General features: G+C 66.7%; 9 protein-coding genes. 7 read left to right on the top strand and 2 right to left on the bottom strand.

Annotation, left to right across the window (positions count from 1 at the left end; translation table 11 throughout):
- Window positions 1–56 precede the first annotated feature (56 nt).
- The 6 genes from OX459_RS13620 (at window position 57) to OX459_RS13595 (ending at window position 15,331) form a co-directional block, all read left to right on the top strand.
- A complete protein-coding gene (locus OX459_RS13620; protein WP_251349192.1) occupies window positions 57–947 on the top strand; it encodes a LysR family transcriptional regulator in 891 nt (296 codons plus the stop codon).
- A 143-nt stretch (window positions 948–1,090) separates the two neighbouring features.
- On the top strand, window positions 1,091–4,138 hold the full coding sequence (locus tag OX459_RS13615) for a CHASE domain-containing protein (RefSeq protein ID WP_289905421.1): 3,048 nt from the start codon (window positions 1,091–1,093) through the stop codon (window positions 4,136–4,138).
- 75 nt (window positions 4,139–4,213) lie between these two features.
- Window positions 4,214–7,633 carry an exodeoxyribonuclease V subunit gamma gene (gene recC / locus OX459_RS13610; RefSeq protein ID WP_289905419.1) on the top strand — a complete coding sequence of 1,140 codons (3,420 nt, stop codon included), beginning with the start codon at window positions 4,214–4,216 and terminating at the stop codon, window positions 7,631–7,633.
- Window positions 7,630–11,301: an exodeoxyribonuclease V subunit beta gene (recB, locus tag OX459_RS13605; RefSeq protein ID WP_289905418.1), complete on the top strand. Its 3,672-nt coding sequence runs from the start codon at window positions 7,630–7,632 to the stop codon at window positions 11,299–11,301. Before recC ends, recB begins: the two co-directional genes overlap by 4 nt.
- Window positions 11,291–13,249: an exodeoxyribonuclease V subunit alpha gene (gene recD / locus OX459_RS13600; RefSeq protein ID WP_289905417.1), complete on the top strand. Its 1,959-nt coding sequence runs from the start codon at window positions 11,291–11,293 to the stop codon at window positions 13,247–13,249. Before recB ends, recD begins: the two co-directional genes overlap by 11 nt.
- A gap of 159 nt (window positions 13,250–13,408) precedes the next feature.
- Complete coding sequence (locus OX459_RS13595; protein ID WP_289905416.1) at window positions 13,409–15,331, top strand: methyl-accepting chemotaxis protein; 1,923 nt, start codon at window positions 13,409–13,411, stop codon at window positions 15,329–15,331.
- A 7-nt stretch (window positions 15,332–15,338) separates the two neighbouring features.
- Here OX459_RS13595 and OX459_RS13590 read toward each other — a convergent pair whose 3' ends face one another.
- On the bottom strand, window positions 15,339–16,238 hold the full coding sequence (locus tag OX459_RS13590; RefSeq protein WP_289905415.1) for a LysR substrate-binding domain-containing protein: 900 nt from the start codon (window positions 16,236–16,238) through the stop codon (window positions 15,339–15,341).
- 109 nt (window positions 16,239–16,347) lie between these two features.
- On the opposite strand from OX459_RS13590, the gene OX459_RS13585 reads away from it, so the two are divergent.
- Window positions 16,348–17,280 carry a DMT family transporter gene (locus OX459_RS13585; protein WP_289905414.1) on the top strand — a complete coding sequence of 311 codons (933 nt, stop codon included), beginning with the start codon at window positions 16,348–16,350 and terminating at the stop codon, window positions 17,278–17,280.
- A gap of 119 nt (window positions 17,281–17,399) precedes the next feature.
- On the opposite strand, the gene OX459_RS13580 is transcribed toward OX459_RS13585, so the two are convergent.
- The gene (locus OX459_RS13580; RefSeq protein WP_152255233.1) at window positions 17,400–18,278 is read right to left on the bottom strand and encodes a serine hydrolase; all 879 of its coding nucleotides are present in this window, start codon (window positions 18,276–18,278) and stop codon (window positions 17,400–17,402) included.
- Between the last annotated feature and the right edge of the window lie 217 nt (window positions 18,279–18,495).

Below are 18,495 nucleotides of genomic sequence, written 5' to 3'. Positions count from 1 at the left end.
ATTCCAATGATAATCAGCGATAAAATAATAAGATATTCAACTGCAAGGAAAGAATCATGGATGTCCTGGCGCACATGCGCGTGTTTCGCAAGGTGGTCGAGCGCGACAGCTTCAGCAAGGCGGCGCTGGACCTGAACCAGTCGGCGGCAGCCATCAGCAAGCAGGTGCGCCAGCTGGAGGCGCATCTGGGCACGGTACTGCTGGTGCGCACGACGCGGCGCATGAGTTTGTCGGACGGCGGGCGCGCCTATTATCTGGAATGCTGCCGCCTGCTCGATGAAATCGACGCGCTGGAACTGGCCACGCGCGGCTGCACCGGCAAGGTGGCGGGGCGCTTGCGCGTGAATGCGCCGCTGTCGTTTGGCTTGAAGGTGCTGTCGCCGCTGCTGCCGGTGTTCATGGCGCGCCATCCGGAAGTGAGAATCGAGATGACGCTGGACGACCGCCTGCGCGACGTGGTGGGCGAGGGCTATGACGTGTCGCTGCGCATCCGCGCCGCGCTGGCCGATTCGTCTCTGGTGGCGCGCCGCCTGGGCGATGTCGAACAAATGATTTGCGCATCGCCCGCCTATCTGGCGCGGCGCGGCACGCCCCGGCTGGCGCAGGACTTGCACGGCCACGATTGCCTGGCTTATCGGCTGGCCGACAGCCCCGGCGTCTGGCAGCTGGACGGCCCGGAAGGGAACAGCAGCATCGTCCTGCCCGTGCGCTTTTCCGCCGACAGCAGCCTGCTGCTGGCCGACATGCTGGCGGCGGGCATCGGCGTGGGCGCGCTGCCGTCGTTTGTCGCCGCGCCGCTGCTGGCCAGCGGCGCCCTGGTGCGCGTGCTGCCGTCGCACGGCATGGCCAGGCGCGGCGTGTATGCCTTGACGCCCGACGGACGCCACGTGCAGGAAAAGGTGCGCGCCTTTTGCGACTTCCTGGCCGGGGCGCTGCGGGGTGCCTAGGCGCCAGGTGTTTTCCAGGGCAACCATCGAACGTGCTTTTTTTCATGTACAGGTGCGTCGCGCAGGGGCTTTGATAGTATCCTCGTACTTGCTGGGCGGCCGGGGCGCCGCACATTCAAGGAAACCGGAATAAGCGATCGACAATGCACACTTTGAGCAAGCGCGGGGCGGGATCAGGCATCAGGATATGGGCGGGGGGCTTGCTGCTGGCGTTGGCGGTGGGCGGCGCCCTGTATGCGGGCGCGGCGCGCACGGTCGATGACGATGCCGAACAGCGTTTCGACAACCTCACGCATGGCGCCCAGCATAGCCTGATCACGCGCGTAAAAAGCTATTCCGACCTGTTGCGCGGCCTCGAAGCCCTGTTTCGCACCAGCGAGCAGCTGACGCGCCGGCAGTTTCACGATTACGTGGCCGGCCTCGATATCGCGCGCCAGTTCCCGGCCATCGAATCGGTCAACTACGCGGTGGCCGTGCCGTCGGCGCAGCGCGCGGCCTTCATCGAGGCCGTGCGCCGCGACACCAGCCTGGCGCCGCGCGGCTATCCCGCTTTCACCATCCGTCCCGCGGGGGAGCGGCCGGAATACGCGGTGCTCACCTATCTGGAACCCGATTCCCTGCTGGCTGAACGCATGGGCGTCGATATCGGCGCCAACCCTCTGGTGGCGCAGGCCCTGGCGCAGGCGCGCGACAGCGGCGAAGTCAGCGCGTCTGGCCAGGTGATCATGATCAAGGGGCCGCCCGCGCACGTGGGCCTGGGCATGCGCCTGCCCGTGTACCGCAACGGCATGCCGCAAGGCAGTGTGGCCGAGCGCCGCGCCGCCTACCAGGGTTCCGTCGGCATCGGCTTTGGCGTGGCGCAGCTGGTGCACAGTGCGCTCGAACGCAGCGCGCTGGAGCCGCTGCACCTGACCCTGTACAGCGCCGCCGAAGCGACGCCCGCCGATGGCGCCCTGCGCATTACGCCGCAGGACCGCCTGCTGTTCAACGATGACGGCGACCTGGCGGCGACGCCGCCGCAACCGGGCAGCGATGCCGATTATTTCGACCAGGTGCTGCCCGTGGCGTACCAGGGCGGCCTGTGGAAAGCCCATTTCCGCGTGCGCAAGGCGGAGTTGTACAGCCCCTTCGACCGCTATTTCCCGTGGCTGGCGCTGGCCGTCGGCGTGGCCGGCACCCTGCTCATTTATGGCTATATCTTTACCCTGTACCGTTCGCGCCGCAACGCGGTGGAGCAGCGCACCCTGCTCGATACGGTGCTCGACAGCGTCGACGCCTACGTCTACATGAAGGACGCCGACCTGCGCTACCGCTACGTGAATGCGCGCACGGCGAAGATACTGGGCCGTTCGGTGGAGCAGCTGATCGGCCGCCAGGATGGCGACTTGATGCTCGGCGATGCGGCGGCGTCCGTGCAGCGCACGGAGCGCCAGGTGTTCGACAGCGGCGCCAAGTTCGTCGGCGAGGAGCGCTTCGTCGATGCGCAGGGCCAGGTGCATCACCTGTGGAGCGTGAAGGTGCCGCTGGGCTTGCCCGGTCCCGTTACGGGACTGATCGGCCTGTCCACCGACGTGACGGAATTGCACCGGCTGAAGGAACAGGCCGACGCGGCCAGCCAGGCCAAGAGCGACTTCCTGTCGAACATGAGCCATGAAATCCGCACGCCGATGAACAGCATCATCGGCATGGCGCACCTGGCGCTGAAATCCGTGGCCGACGCGCGCCAGCGCGACTATCTGCAGAAAATCTTCCATTCGGGCCAGCACTTGCTGGGCCTGATCAACGATATCCTCGACTTTTCCAAGATCGAGGCGGGCAAGCTGGAACTGGAAGTGCTGGACTTCCGTCTCGATACCCTGCTGGCGAACATCGCCAGCCAGCTCGGCGACGCGGCCGCCGTCAAGGGCCTGGCGCTGCAGTTCGATATCGCGCCGGAACTGCCGCAGCGCTGGCGCGGCGACCCGCTGCGCCTGGAGCAGGTCTTGCTGAACCTGACCAGCAACGCCATCAAGTTTTCCGACAATGGCAGCATCTTCGTGCGCGTGCGCCAGTCCGAGGAGCGGGGCAGCCACGGCATGCTGCGCTTCGAAGTGCAGGACCGCGGCATCGGCATGAATCAGGAAGAGGTGGCGCAGCTGTTCCGCTCCTTCCACCAGGCCGACCCGTCGACCACGCGCAAGTATGGCGGCAGCGGCCTGGGGCTGGTGATCAGCAAGCAGCTGGTGGAGCTCATGGGCGGTAAGGTGGGCGTGTACAGCCAGCCTGGCCTGGGCAGCACCTTCTGGTTCACGGCGCGCCTGGAGAAAAGCGCGCAGGCCAGCGACGAGCGCATCGCCGAAGTGGAACCGGAAGTGCTGGGGGTGATCCGCGGCGCATCCATCCTGCTGGTGGAAGATAACGTCTTCAGCCAGCAGGTGGGCTGCGAATTGCTGGAAGACGCAGGCGCCACCGTCTGCGTCGCCTGCAATGGCCGCGAAGCGCTGGAATTGCTGGCCCACCGGCGCTACGACTGCGTGCTGATGGACGTGCAGATGCCGGAGATGGATGGCTTCGAGGCGACGCGGCGCATCCGTGCCGACCCGCAGCTTGCCGGCCTGCTGGTGATCGCCATGACGGCCAATGCGGGCAGCGAAGACCGCGCCCGCTGCCTGGCGGCCGGCATGGACGAATTTTTGACCAAGCCGATCGCCCCGAATCTGCTGTTCCACCTGCTGGCGAAATGGTTTCGCCTGCGTGGCGGGATTGGCGGCATCGGCGGCATCGGCCATGCGCGCGCGGGCGACAGGCTGGTGGCGGTGCCGAAAGCGTCGCCATCGGCCGCCTCGCCGGACTTGCGCGATACGGCGATTCTCGACCTGGCCACCCTGGCGCTCACGTTCAGCAATGACCCCGTGAAGATGCGCAAATACACCCAGCTGTTTCTCGACACGGCGCGCGACGGCATTGCCGAAATGGAGCAAGCCATGGCGCTGGAAGACCTGGGGCGCCTGGCCGACCTGGGACACCGCAGCAAATCGTCGGCGCTGGCCGTCGGCGCCCATGCCTTTGCCGGCCTGTGCGCGTCGATCGAAGGCTTGCGCCTTGGCGGCGACCTGCAGCAGGCGCGCGCCCTGCTGACGGCCCTGGGGCCGGCCCTGGCGCAGGTGGCGGAACAAATTTCCGTGGAATTTGCCGCCAGCGACGCCCCCTGACGCAGGCAGCGGCGATAATACGCGTTTGACGTCTCCGGTCACCCGGCCGGAGACGCGGCAACCCATCGGATCAGCATGCATACTCCCGTCACGCCCGGCCTCCTCATCCTGCATGGCAACCAGCTGGAACAGCTGCGCGCCGCCGTCTTCCAGTGGCTGCGCCAGCATCCGCTGGCCCCCCTGGAAACGGATATCTTCCTGGTGCAGTCGAACGGCGTGGCCGAATGGCTGAAGATCGCCCTGGCCGAGGAGATGGGGGTGTGCGCCGCCACGCGCATCGCGCTGCCGGCGCGTCTGCTATGGGAAAGCTACCGGGGCATGCTGGGGCGCGAGCGCGTGCCGCGCGTGTCGCCGTTCGATAAATCCCCGCTGACCTGGCGTTTGATGCGCCTGTTGCCGTCTTTGCTGGCCGACCCGGTCTTCGCGCCGCTGCGCTACTTCCTTGCCGATGGCGACAGCGAGCGCCGGCTGCAGCTGGCCGAGCGCCTGGCCGACTTGTTCGACCAGTACCAGGTCTACCGCGCCGACTGGCTGGCCGACTGGGCGGCGGGGCGCGACCAGCTGCGCACGGCCCGTAACGAAGCTATCGCACTGAAGGACGACCAGCGCTGGCAGGCGCAGTTGTGGCGCGCCGTGGCTGCCGACGTCGAGGCGTTCGAGCGCGACACGGGCCGCGCCGACATCCACGACGCCTTCCTGGCGGCGATCGCCGCCGGCGATGCGCCTGCCGGCAAGCTGCCGCGCCGCGTCGTGCTGTTCGGCGTGTCGGCCTTGCCGTACCAGACCTTGCAGGCGCTGGCCGCGCTGGCGCGCCACACGCAGGTGGTGCTGGCCGTGCCGAATCCGTGCCAGTTCTACTGGGGCGACATCATCGACGGGCGCGACTTGCTGCGCGCGGAAAACAAGCGCCAGCGCCAGCGCAACGGCACCGATCTGGCGCAAATCCCGCTCGAAGCGCTGCATGCGCACAGCCATCCGCTGCTGGCCAGCTGGGGCAGGCAAGGGCGCGATTTCATCCGCATGCTCGACGAATTCGACGAACACACGCAAGCCGAGGGGCGTGACGACAGCCTGCGCATCGACCTGTTTGGCGAGGAAACGGGCGAGACCCTGCTGCAGCAGGTGCAGGTGGCCATCCGCGAACTGCGCCCGCTGGCCGAGCATGAGCAGGTGCCGCCCGAGCCAGGCGACCGCTCGATCGAATTCCACGTGGCGCACAGCGTGCAGCGCGAAGTGGAAGTGCTGCATGACCAGCTGCTGGCCATGTTCGCGCACAGCGCCCAGACGGGCCTGCGTCCGCGCGACGTGGTGGTGATGGTGCCCGACATCGACACTTTTACGGCTGCCATCCACGCCGTCTTCGGCCAGTACCGGCGCAATGACGAGCGTTTCATCCCGTTCGAGATCGGTGACGTGAAGGACCGCAGCGTCAACCCGCTGCTCGTCGCGCTCGAGTGGCTGCTGCAGCTGCCGCAGCAGCGCTGCCGCCAGAGCGAGGTGCGCGACTTGCTCGACGTGCCGGCGCTGGCGGCACGTTTCGGCCTGCAGCCGGACGACCTGGCCACGCTGGGCGCCTGGATCGAAGGGGCGGGCGTGCGCTGGGGCCTGGACCAGGAACACCGCGCCGGTCTGGGGCTGGGTGCGGCCGGGGAACAGAATGCGTGGATCTTCGGCGTGCGGCGCATGCTGCTCGGCTATGCCAGCGGCAGTGGCGCCAGCTTTGGCGGCATCGAACCGTATGCGGAAGTGGGCGGCCTCGATGCGGCGCTGGCGGGCTCGCTGGCGCAACTGGTCGAGGCGCTGCTGCACTGGCGCACGGTGCTGGCTGGCGCGCGCACGCCAGCCGAGTGGGGCGTGCAGGCGCGCGCGCTGCTGGCCGCTTTTTTCGACGCCGACGACGAGGGCGACCGTTTGACCCTGGCGCAGCTGGAAGGCGCCTTGCAGGGCTGGCTGGAAACCTGCGAACACGCGGGCTTCGTCGAGCCGGTGCCGCTATCCGTGCTGCGCGTGGCGTGGCTGGGCGCGCTGGACGAGCCCACCCTGAACCATCAATTCGTCTCCGGCGGCGTGACTTTCTGCACCCTGATGCCGATGCGCGCCGTGCCGTTCCGCGTCGTGTGCCTGCTGGGCATGAACGATGGCGATTTCCCGCGCCGCGCGCAAAAGGCCGATTTCGACTTGCTGGCGCTGCCCGACATGGCGCGCCCGGGCGACCGTTCGCGCCGCGACGACGACCGTTACCTGATGCTCGAAGCCTTGCTGGCCGCGCGCGATAAATTGTACGTGAGCTGGGTGGGGCGCAATGTGCGCGACAATTCCGAGCAGCCGCCGTCCGTGCTGGTATCGCAGCTGCGCGATTACCTGGCCGCCGGCTGGTCGCTGGACCGGCACCTGGTATCGCTGACCACCGAGCATGCGCTGCAGCCGTTCAGCCGCCGCTATTTCGAGGCCGATGGCTTGCTGACCTATGCGCGCGAATGGCGTGTCGCGCATGCCGATGCGGATGCGCAGGCTGCCGTGCTGCCGCTGGGTCCTTACGAGCTCGATCCCGGCACGCGGCTGAAGCTGGGCGAGCTGGCCAGCTTTTTGCGCCAGCCCGTCAAGTACTTTTTCCGCCGCCGCTTGAGCGTGTATTTCGCCGATGCGGCCATGCTGGGCGAGGATGAAGAGCCGTTCGGCCTGAATGCGCTCGAGCGCTATTTGCTGGAAGACACCATGCTGGATGACGGCGGCGCCGTCGAAGCGCTCGATGACGTGCGCGCCAGCCTGGAAGCGCGCGCAGCGAAGCTGGCGCGCGAAGGCGTGCTGCCCATCGGCTTGATCGGCCAGCAAGTGCAGGCGCAATTGGTCGAGGCGCTGGTGCCCGTGCGCAGCGCGTGGCTGTCCTTGCGCGCCTCGTTCCCGCTGGCTGCCGACAAGCGCGCCATCAACTTGCCGTTTGGCGAAGTGCAGATCGACGACTGGCTCGACAAATTGTGCAGCAACGGGCGGGAAACGGCCTGGCTGATGCAGATTTCCTCGAAGGTGACGGACAAGGCGGGCCAGGCGCGCGGCGACAAGCTGATGCTGATGTGGCTGCGCCAGCTGGCCGCCGCCGCCCTTGGCTTTCCCGTCACCGGCTATCTGGTGGCGCGCGACGCCATCGTCAGCATGGCGCCGCTCGACCCGGCCGCTTCGCGCGTCGCGCTGGCCACCTTGCTGGCGCTGTGGCGAGAAGGCATGAACCATCCGCTGCCCACGGCGTGCAAGACGGGCCTGGCGCTGGTGCAGCAGGGCGACCCGCGCGCCGTCTACGATGGCGGTTTCGATATCTCGGGCGAGCGCGATGAACTGTGCCTGGCGCGCCTGTGGCCCGAGTTTTCCGCGCTGGCCGCCGAGGAAGCGTGGCAGGACTGCACGCGGGAGCTGTATGGCCCGCTGGCCGACTGGCTGCAAGAACACATCACCATCGACCCGATCAGCGCGCCCGATGACGGCGCGGGAGAAGAACAATGACGAGCCATCTGCTCAACCCCCTGGCGTTCCCCCTGCATGGCTCGCGCCTGATCGAAGCCTCGGCCGGCACGGGCAAGACCTGGACCATCGCCGCGCTGTACGTGCGGCTCGTGCTGGGGCATGGCGACGACGACAGCCGTTTCACGCGTCCCCTGCTGCCGGCCGACATCCTCGTGATGACATTTACCCGCGCCGCCACGCGCGAATTGTCGAACCGCGTGCGCGAGCGCTTGATCGAGGCGGCTGCCTATTTTCGCCATGAATTTGGCATTGAATCCGGCGGCAGCGACCCGTTTCTCGACGCCTTGCTGGAGTCCTATCCGGATGAAAGCGAACGGCAAAAGGCTGCGCACCGGCTGATGCTGGGCGCCGAGACGATGGATGAAGCGGCCATTTTCACCATCGACGCCTGGTGCCAGCGCATGCTGCGCGAGCACGCGTTCGACAGCGGCAGCCTGTTCGACGAAGAACTGGTCAGCGACGAGCAGGCCCTGTTCGAGGATGCTGCCCACGATTACTGGCGCCAGCAAGTCTATCCCTTGCCGCCGCAGGCGCTCGACGTGCTGCTGGCCTGCTGGCCCGACGTGGGGGCGCTGAAGAAGGGCGCGCGCGAGCTGGCGCGCCGCGCGGACATCATGGGCATGGCCGGCGAAGAACCGCTATCTGCCCTGATCGCGCGCGAACAGCGGGCGCTTGCCGCGCAGCTGGCCACCCTGAAGGCGGGCTGGGTCGAGCGCGTCGACCAGATGGCGGCCTGGATCAACGACCACCGCGCCGCCAATCCCAAGTGTTTCAACGGCGTCAAGATGAAGCCGGAGAACCTGGCGAAGTGGTTCGACGGCTTGCGCAAGTGGGCGCAAGACCCGCTGTTGCTACTGCCGGCCATCACGGCCAAGGCGTGGGAACGCTTGACGCCGTTCGGCATCGAGGATGCGTTTGCCAAGAGTTTCACGGCGCAGGTGCCCGAGTGCTTCGCGCATACGGAGGCGCTGGGAATCGCCCTGGCGGCATTGACGCCGCTGGCGCACAAGCTGCACCTGCATGCGGCGGCGGCCATCGCGCGGCGCATGGATCAGTTGAAGCGCCAGTCGCGCCAGTTCGGCTTTGCCGACATGCTGCAGCGCCTGCACGACGCGCTGGCCGGCGAGAATGGCGCGGCCCTGCGCCAGCGCATCATCGACCAGTATCCGCTGGCCATGGTCGATGAATTCCAGGATACAGCGCCGGCTCAGTACCAGATTTTCAACCTGCTGTACCGCATCGCCGACAACGACCCGGCGCTGGGCCTGTTTTTGATCGGCGACCCGAAACAGTCGATCTACGGCTTTCGCGGCGCCGACATCCAGAGCTACCTGGCGGCGCGGCGCGCGACGACCGGGCGCCACTACCAGCTGGGCACCAACTACCGCTCGACGGCGCCGCTGGTGGCGGCCGTCAACCAGCTGTTCCTGCACGCCGAACGCGACGAAGTACCGCTTGGTGCCTTCCGCTATCGCAAAGGTGATGACAATCCGCTGCCGTTCGAGGCCGTCGATGCCAAGGGCCGCGCCGAGCACCTGGTGAGCGCCGGCGGCCCGCTGCCGGCCCTGCTGGCCGCTTGCGCCAGCGATGAAGGGCTGCGCGGCGACAGCTACCGCGAGTATTTCGCGCAGCACTGCGCCGAGCACATCGTCGCCATGCTGGGCGACCCGCAAGCCGGTTTCGATGGCCCCGACGGTTTTACGCGCCTGCAGCCAGCCGACGTCGCCATCCTCGTGCGCGACCGCAAGGAAGCGGCGGCCGTCCGCCGCGCGCTGGCGCGCCGCCGGGTCGCCAGCGTCTACCTGTCCGACAAGGATTCCGTCGTCGACAGCGAGGAGGCGGCCGACGTGCTGCGCTGGCTGGCGGCGCTGGCCAACCCGCTCGACGGGGGACTGGCGCGCGCCGCCTTTGCCACGCGCACCATCGGCCTGTCGCTGGGCGAGCTGGCGCGCCTGTCGAGCGACGAACTGGAATGGGAGCGCCGGGTCGAGCAGTTGAAGGCCTTGCACCTGATCTGGCAGCGCCAGGGCGTGCTGGCCATGCTGCGCCGCTTCATCCATGAATTGCAGCTGCCCGCCATGCTGCTGCAGCAGACGGGCGGCGAGCGGCGCTTGACGAATCTGCTGCACCTGGCCGAACTGCTGCAATCGGCCAGCCGCCAGCTCGATGGCGAACAGGCGCTGATACGCTGGCTGGCCGAGCAGATTGCCGGCGAAGGCGAGGGCGGCGACGAGCGCGTGCTGCGCCTGGAAAGCGATGCGGAGCTGGTGAAAGTCATCACCGTGCACAAATCCAAGGGCCTCGAATACCCGCTCGTGTATCTGCCGTTTGCCGTCACGGCGCGCAAGGTGGATAAGCGCAACCGCAGTTTCTTCGACTATGCGGATGACAAAGGCGAACGCCGCCTCGACTTGTCCCTGTCCGACGAAGCCATGGCGGCGGTCGAGGAAGCGCGCATCGAGGAAGACTTGCGCCTGCTGTACGTGGCCCTGACGCGCGCGCGCCACTTCCTGTGGCTGGGCGTGGCCGCCCAGGCGGCGCGCAAGGCGGGCGAGAACACCTTGCACGAATCGGCGCTCGGCTACCTGCTGACGGGCGGCGACAAGCTGCCGGCGGAGCAATTGCTGTTGCGCTGGCAGCAGGTGGCGGGCGACTGCGACGCCATCTACGTGGCTTCCCTGGCGCAGCCCGACGCCTGCTCGGTGCTGGACCGGGTCGAGCGGCGTCCTGAATTGCGTCCCGCGCCCGTGTTCGCGGGCGAATTCGAACGCGACTGGTCGGTGGGCAGCTTCACGTCGCTGACGCGCCAGATCGGCGCCGTGGCGGCCGCGCACGTGCCGCAGCGGGCGCTGGAAGAAACCCTGCTGGAAGATGGCACGGGCGTGCCCGCCGCGTCGCCACTGCAGACGGGCGACGCGCCATGGCACCGCTTCCCGCGCGGTTCCGTGCCCGGCAATTTCCTGCACGAGCAGCTCGAATGGATAGGCAGCGAAGGTTTTGACAGCGTCCACGAGGCGCACTTCGACACGCGTCTGGCCGCGCGCTGCGAGCGGGCGGGCTGGGGACACCGCCAGGAAGACGCCATCGCCTGGCTCAGGGAAATCGCCCTCACGCCGCTGCCGCTGCTCGATGCGTCGCTGTCGCAGCTCGATAGCACCCTGTCCGAGATGGAGTTCTGGTTCCCCAGCGAGCATCTGTCCACGGGGGCGCTCGACCAGCTGTGCACGCGCCTGCTGCTCGAGGGCGCGCCGCGTCCCGTGCTGCCGCGGCGCCAGCTGCACGGCATGCTGAAAGGCTTTGCCGACCTGGTCATCGAACAGGATGGCCGCTACTGGGTGCTCGACTACAAGTCGAATGCGCTGGGCGCCAACGACGCGGCCTATCACACGGCCGCGCTGGCGGCGGGCATGGCGCAGCACCGCTACGATATCCAGGGTGCCATCTACATGCTGGCCCTGCACCGGCTGCTGAAAAGCCGCCTCGGCGACGCGTACGACCCGGCCGAACACCTGGGCGGCGCCATTTTCCTGTTCCTGCGCGGTATCGCGAATGCGGACACGCATGGCTGCTACTGGCTGGCGCCGCAGCTGGAACTGCTGGACGGCCTCGATCAACTGTTAGAAGAAACGGAACACCATGCAGCATGACGCACAGATGAACGCCTTGTTTGCCCATGTCGACGGCGTCGCCGAGGATGGCCATCTGCGCCGCCTGAGCGCCGCCTTTGCCCGCTTCATCGCCAGCCTGGACGAGCAGGCGCCGGATGCGCCCGCCGTGGCCGTGGCGTGCGTGGTGCTGTCCGAGCTGGAAGGGCGGGGCCACAGCTGTTTGATGCTGGCTGACCTGGCCGGCGAACCGTCGCAGCTGCTGGGCTGGAGCGAGGAGCTGTGGCATGGCGTGCTGGCCGTTTCCGGCCCGCTGCCCGACAGCGCCGCAGGCTGGCGCGCGCTGCTGGCCCGCGCGCCGCAGGTGTGGCTGGTGGGCGCCGCCGACGTGCGCCAGCCGCTGGTGCTCGATGGCGACCGCCTGTACCTGCGCCGCTACTGGCGCGACGAGACCCTGGTGGGCGAAAAAATCGCCTTGCGCGCGCAGGATTTGAACACGCCGCCGCTGGCGCAGGTGCGGCAATGGCTCGACATCCTGTTCGACCAGCCGACCCGGGACGGTGGCCCGGACTGGCAAAAGGTGGCGTGCGCCGTCGCCCTGCGCGGCAAGGTGGCGATCATCACGGGCGGTCCCGGCACGGGCAAGACGTACACGGTAGCCAGCCTTTTGACCCTGCTGTTTGCCGTCTCGCCGCAGCCGGAGCAGCTGCGCATCGCGCTGGCCGCGCCCACGGGCAAGGCGGCCGCGCGGCTGAAGCAGTCGATCGACAAGGCGCTGGAAGGGCTGGCGGCCAAGGCGGGCGATGCCTTGCCCCTGCTGGAACTGGCGCGGCGCATGGGCGCGGCGCGTACCCTGCATAGCCTGCTGGGCGCGCGGCCCGATACGCGCGCCTTTGCCCACCACGCGGGCAATCCGCTCGAGGTCGACGTGCTGATCGTCGATGAAGCGTCGATGGTGCACCTGGAGATGATGGCGTCCGTGCTCGACGCCTTGCCGCCCACGGCGATCCTGATCCTGCTGGGCGACAAGGACCAACTGGCGTCCGTGGAAGCGGGCGCCGTGCTGGGCGACTTGTGCCACGACGCGCAGGCGGGCGGCTATACGGCCGACACCATCGCGTATGCGCAGGCGGCCAGCGGCGTGGCCATTCCACCTGCCTTTGCGGGAGCGGCGGGCGCGCTGGCGCAGCAAACGGTGATGCTGCGTCACAGCCACCGTTTCAGCGGTCCCATTGGCGAACTGGCCTTGGCCGTGAATGGCGGCAGGCCGGACCTGGCCAAGGCCTGCTTCGCCGGCGACAGCGGCGGCCAGCTGGCGTGGAGCGTGACCGCGCAGCCGGACGAGGTGCTGCGCCTGGCCCTGCGCGGCAGGAGCGACGCGCCGGGCGGCTACCAGCCTTACCTGGAACTGGTGAATGCGGGCGAAGAGGGCTATGCGCAGCACGACGACTGGGTGCGCGCCGTGCTGCACGCTTTTGAAGCGTTCCGCATCCTGTGCGCCGTGCGCGAGGGCGAATGGGGCGTGGCGGGCCTGAATACGGCCATCGAGCTGCGGCTGGAAAAGGAAGGGCTGATACGCCGCAGCGAATGGTATGTGGGCCGTCCCGTGATGGTCACGCGCAACGACTACGGCACGGGCGTGTTCAATGGCGACATCGGGCTGACCCTGCGCGACCCTGCGCGGCCCGGCTCCCTGCGCGTGTATTTCCTGGAAGGCGAAAACGTGCGCAGCGTGCTGGCCACGCGCTTGCGCCACGTGGAGACGGCGTTCGCCATGACGGTGCACAAGTCGCAAGGCTCGGAATTCCGCCATACTGTGCTGGTGCTGCCGCAGGAAGGCGGCGCCATGCTGGCGCGCGAACTGGTCTACACGGGCATCACGCGCGCGCGCGACTTTTTCACCCTCGTCTCGCCCACGCAGGCCGTGCTGTTCGACGCCATCCTGCGCCGCACGCAGCGGGCCAGCGGCCTAAGGGGGTTGATCGGCTGATGGCTTGACCGGGTTCGACAGGTTTCCATGTGGAAATATATGTGTTGTATTCCGAATATTGATGGAAATAGTTCCGATTTTTGTGTGAGAATGCTTTCGTAGAGAAAGTAGTGCAAAAGCACTGTTTCACGCCAATAAAATCGAAACGAGGAGTCCATCATGTTGTCTTCCCTTCGCACGCGGCTGGTACTCATTTGCGTGGCCATCGTCGTGCTGTCCATGCTGGCCTTGTCGGTCGCCAATTACGTCACCACGCGCAGCAGCATGCTGGCGTCGTCGGACCAGCAGATGCAGCAACTGCTGCAAAGCCAGTCGGCCGTGCTGGCGCAATGGGTCGATGGCAAGAAAAAGGTCATGGCGTCCATCGTCATGTCGGCCGAGACGCCCGATCCGCTGCGCGCCTTCCAGATCGCGGAAAAGGCCGGCGATTTTGCGGAAGTGTTCATCGGCTACGCGGACAAGCGCTCCGTGTTTACCCATCCGGGCCGCCCGGCCGATTTCGATCCCACGGCGCGCGCCTGGTACACGGACACCGTCAAGGCGGGCGTGCCGATGCTCACGCCGCCGTATGTGGACGCGGCCAGCCACAAGCTGGTGGTGTCGTTCACGGCACCGGTCGGGCCGAAAGAGGCGCCGAGCGGGGTGGCCGGCGCGGACGTGCTGCTCGATACGGTGATCGCCAACGTGGTGGCGATCAAGCCGACGCCTCACAGCTTTGCCTTCCTCGTCGACCAGAGCGGCACCATCATCGCCCATGCGAACAAGGACTTGAGCCTGCAGCCGCTGGCGAAACTCGATGCCGCGCTGTCGGCCGCGCAGGTCAATCGCCTGGAAAGCACGCGCACGAGCGATGCCGTGCGCTTGAACGAGCGTGACGGCAAGCTGTATGTCACGCGCGTGGCGGGCACCGACTGGCTGCTGGCCGTGGTGCTGGACCAGCAGGAAGCCATGCAAGCGTTGCAGACGATGCTGACGACGGCCACCGTCACGGCCGCGCTGCTGACGGGGCTGGCGGCGCTGCTGCTGTCGCTGCTGGTGTTCAAAATGCTCAAGCGCCTGGAACTGGTGCGCGATGCGCTCGATGATATCGCCTCGGGCGAAGGCGACCTGACGCGCCGCCTCGACGCTTCCGGTGTGGATGAACTGGCGCAGATCGCCGGCGCCTTCAACCGCTTCATCGACAAGATCGCCGCCGTTCTCGTGAAAATCCGCACGGCCAGCGAATCGGTGAAGGTGTCATCCTCGGAAATCGCCGCCGGCAACCAGGACCTGTCGTCGCGCACGGAACAGCAAGCGAGTTCGCTGGAAGAGACGGCCGCCTCGATGGAAGAGCTGACCAGCACCGTGAAACAGAACGCGGACAACGCGCGCCAGGCCAACCAGATGGCGCAATCGGCGTCCGGCGTGGCCAGCAAGGGCGGGCAAGTGGTGGCGCAGGTGGTCGATACCATGGCCTCGATCAACGATTCGTCGAAGAAGATCGTCGACATCATCAGCGTCATCGACGGCATCGCCTTCCAGACGAATATCCTGGCCTTGAATGCGGCCGTGGAAGCGGCGCGCGCGGGCGAGCAGGGACGGGGCTTTGCCGTGGTGGCCACGGAAGTGCGCAGCCTGGCGCAACGCTCCGCCGGCGCGGCCAAGGAAATCAAGCTGCTGATCGACGATTCGGTGGGCAAGGTGGATTCGGGCGCGCGCCTGGTCGACGAGGCTGGCGCGACGATGCAGGAAATCGTCGACAGCGTGCGCCGCGTGACGGACATCATGGGCGAGATTACGGCCGCCAGCGCCGAGCAAAGTTCCGGCATCGAACAGGTGAACCAGGCGATCGCGCAAATGGACCAGGTGACGCAGCAGAATGCGGCCCTGGTGGAAGAGGCGGCCGCCGCCGCGGAAAGCCTGCAGGATCAGGCCAGCACCCTGGCGCAGGTGGTGGGCGTGTTCAAGCTCGATGACGGACAGGCGCCGGCGCCTGTCAAACCGGTGGCGCGCCCACCTGTCGTGCAGCGCATCGCCAGCCGTCCTGCCGCCAAGGCGGCCGCCCGCAAGACGGAACAGTCCGAGGAGTGGGAGACTTTTTAAGTCGTGTTTAGACCCGCCGGGGCGCCAGGGTCGGCGCCATCTGCCTGGCCACGTCGAAAAAGGCGTTGGTGGCGGGCGTGTTCTGGCGCCGGTCGCGCACGGCCAGGCCCACCTTGCGGCTGACGGGCGGATTGAGCGGCAGGGCGACCAGCTCCGGATACTGCTCGCGCAGGCGCTGCGGCAGGGCCAGTTCGGCGACGATGGACAGGCCGTCGCCGCGGCTGACCATGTCGAGGATGGTGATCACCTGGCTGATGCGGTAGGGCACATGCGGCTGCAAGCCCGCGTTGGCGAACAGCGGCTCGATCAGGCAGGCGCAGCCCGCTTCGGACATGATGAACGGCCCTTCGCACAATTGCGCCAGGGTGATGGCGGTTTCGCTGGCCAGCGCATGGCTGCGCGGCACCAGCGCCATCATCTGGTCTTCCACCAGCGGCGCCGTATCGAAACGCTCGTCGGGCAGCACGACGAAGCCGACATCGACCCGGCGCTCGCGTATCCACTGCACCACTTCATGGTCGGCGCCTTCGTCGATGCGCAGGTCGATGCCCGGATAGCGCAGGCGAAATTGCGCCGTGATGGCCGGCAGCAGATTCAAGGAAGACGTCGGGCCGAAGGAGCCGATGCGCAGGCTGCCCTGGCGCTGGCCCAGCACGTCGGCCGCTTCCTGGCGCATGGCTTCCGACAGGCCGAGGATTTCGCGCGCGCGCACGAGCAGCTGGCGGCCCACGTCCGTCAGCTCGGCCGAGGCCTGGTGGCGCACGATCAGGTCCACGCCCATCTCCTTTTCCAGCGCTTTTAATGAATGCGAGACGGCCGACTGGCTGATGCCCAGCTGCGCGGCGGCGGCGGAAAAGCCGTGCAGTTCGGCCACCAGGGTAAAAATTTCCAGTTGCGTGAAGGTCATGGTGTGGTTTTGTTGAGTTATGAGTATTTGCTCATTATTTCATGAGTTGATATTAGTATTAATATATACGCACACCACTCGCCGCACAAGCGGCTTTACAGGATATCCCATGTCTTCTTCCACCGTACCCCAGGCTCCGCTGCTCGCCGCGCAGTCGCCGCTCGTCTACATCAAACTGATCTTCGTCGCCCTGTTCTGGGGCGGTACTTTTATTGCCGGGCGCGTGCTGGCGCAGCAGATGCCGCCCATGACGGCCGCCAGCGGCCGCTTCGGCGTGGCCGTGCTGTTGCTGCTCGTGCTGGCGTGGAAGCTGGAAGGGGGCTTGCCGCGCCTGGACCGCAAGCAGCTGGCAACGACGGCGGCCCTGGGCTTGACGGGCATCTTTTTATATAACCTGTGCTTCCTGGCGGCCCTGTCGCGCATGCCGGCCGGGCGGACGGCCCTGTTCGTAGCCCTGAATCCCATCGTCACGGCGTTGGCCTCGGCCATGCTGTTCCGCGAACGGCTCGGTTCCTTCAAGTGGCTGGGCATCATGCTGGCGTTTTGCGGCACGGCCATTGTCATCACGCGCGGCGATCTGGCCGGCGTGCTGCACGGCACGGGCGGCGGCATCGGCATGGGCGAAGTATTCATGTTTTGCGGCATTTCCAGCTGGGCCGCCTACACCCTGATCGGCCGGGTCGCGCTGAAGGGCTTGTCGCCGATTGCCGCCACCACGTATGCGTCGATGTGGGGCCTGGCCTTTTTGCTGGTGGGGGCGGCCGTGGAATTTCCCACGGTGCCGTGGCACAGTTTTGGCTGGCAAGTGTGGGCCGCCATCGGCTACCTGGGCGTGTTCGGCACGGTGATCGGCTTTGTCTGGTATTACGAAGGCGTGAAAGCGCTGGGCCCGTCGCGCACGGCCGTGTTCAACAACCTCGTGCCCGTGTTCGGCATCGTGCTGGCGGCGGGGCTGCTGGGCGAACCTGTGCTCGCCTCGATGCTGGTGGGCGGGGCGGTGACGATTGCCGGCGTGGTGATGACCAACCGGCAAGCGAAATAAGTAGCTTTCCGGTATGAAAGCACGCCTGAAAAACGTTCAGGGCAAGGCACAGTGCCGCAGGCAGTACGTTAGTACGGCCAGGCACTGCAACGCCGCCATGGGCGTTTTCTCAGCCGTGCTTATTTTGCGCGGCGGCGTTTGGAGGGCTTCGCCGGCGCCTTCTTGTGCCGGCTGACGGAGGCGCGCATCACTTTCGGTTCTTCGATGCCGTTCTCGGCCGCCAGCATGCGGCGGATGTTGACGGCGTCCATGGCGCGCACGGAATTGGCGCGCGCGTTGAGCAATATCATGGTGGCGAACTTGCCGGCCGACTTGATGCGCATGATCAGGCAGCGGCCTGCTTCATTCGTGTAGCCCGTCTTCGACAGGCCGATATCCCAGCCCTTGGCGCCCACCAGGCGGTTCGTGTTGTGGTATTCCACGTCGCGCCCCTTGATCTGGATCACGTCCTTCGAATCGGTGGTGATGCGGCTGATTTCCGGGTAGCGTGAGGCGGCCACGGCCATCTTGACGAGGTCCGCCGCCGTCGACTGGTTGTTCGGCGACAAGCCCGTCGGTTCCTCGATCACGGTCTGGTGCATGCCCAGGGCCTTGATCTTGGCGTTGACGGCTACGGCAAAGGCGGTGGGGCCGCCGGGGAAGGTGCGCGCCAGCGAGGCGGCGGCGCGGTTGTCGGACGACATCAGCGCCAGCTGCAGCACGTCGTGGCGGCTCAGCGTGGCGCCCACGGGCACGCGCGACGTGCTGTGCTTCAATGTATCGACATCCTCGCGGTCGATGCTGATCTCTTCCTGCATGTTCGCCTTGGAGTCGAGCACGACCATGGCCGTCATGAGTTTGGTCAGCGAGGCGATGGGCACCACCACGTTGGAATTTTTTTCAAGCAAGACTTTGCCTGTGCCATCTTCGACCACCAGGATCGACTGGGAACCGAAGGGCACGGCGATGGCCGCTGTCGAAAGCGTCATCAGCACCGCGGCGAACATTTTTTTGAGCATGGGATTGTATGTGGAAAAGCAGTTTTGGGGCGCCATCGTGGGCGCTGCGCGCAAATCCGGAAGCGGGCCGCGCGAGGACGCGGCGTGTATCTCGGAGGCAATATTTGCCAAGCTTAAACAATACCATTAAAGATCAAGCGATGTCTACGGTACAAGCCCGCGACAGGCTGCGTTGCGGCCAATTTGGCAAATAAATGGGGCGAATCTTGCCGTAGTG

Origin of the sequence: Janthinobacterium sp. SUN026 (assembly GCF_030397625.1) — a bacterium.
GTDB classification, from domain to species: Bacteria; Pseudomonadota; Gammaproteobacteria; order Burkholderiales; family Burkholderiaceae_D; genus Janthinobacterium; species Janthinobacterium kumbetense.
The sequence above is the reverse complement of the archived record's forward strand: the minus strand, read 5'-3'. Positions and strand labels throughout refer to the sequence as shown.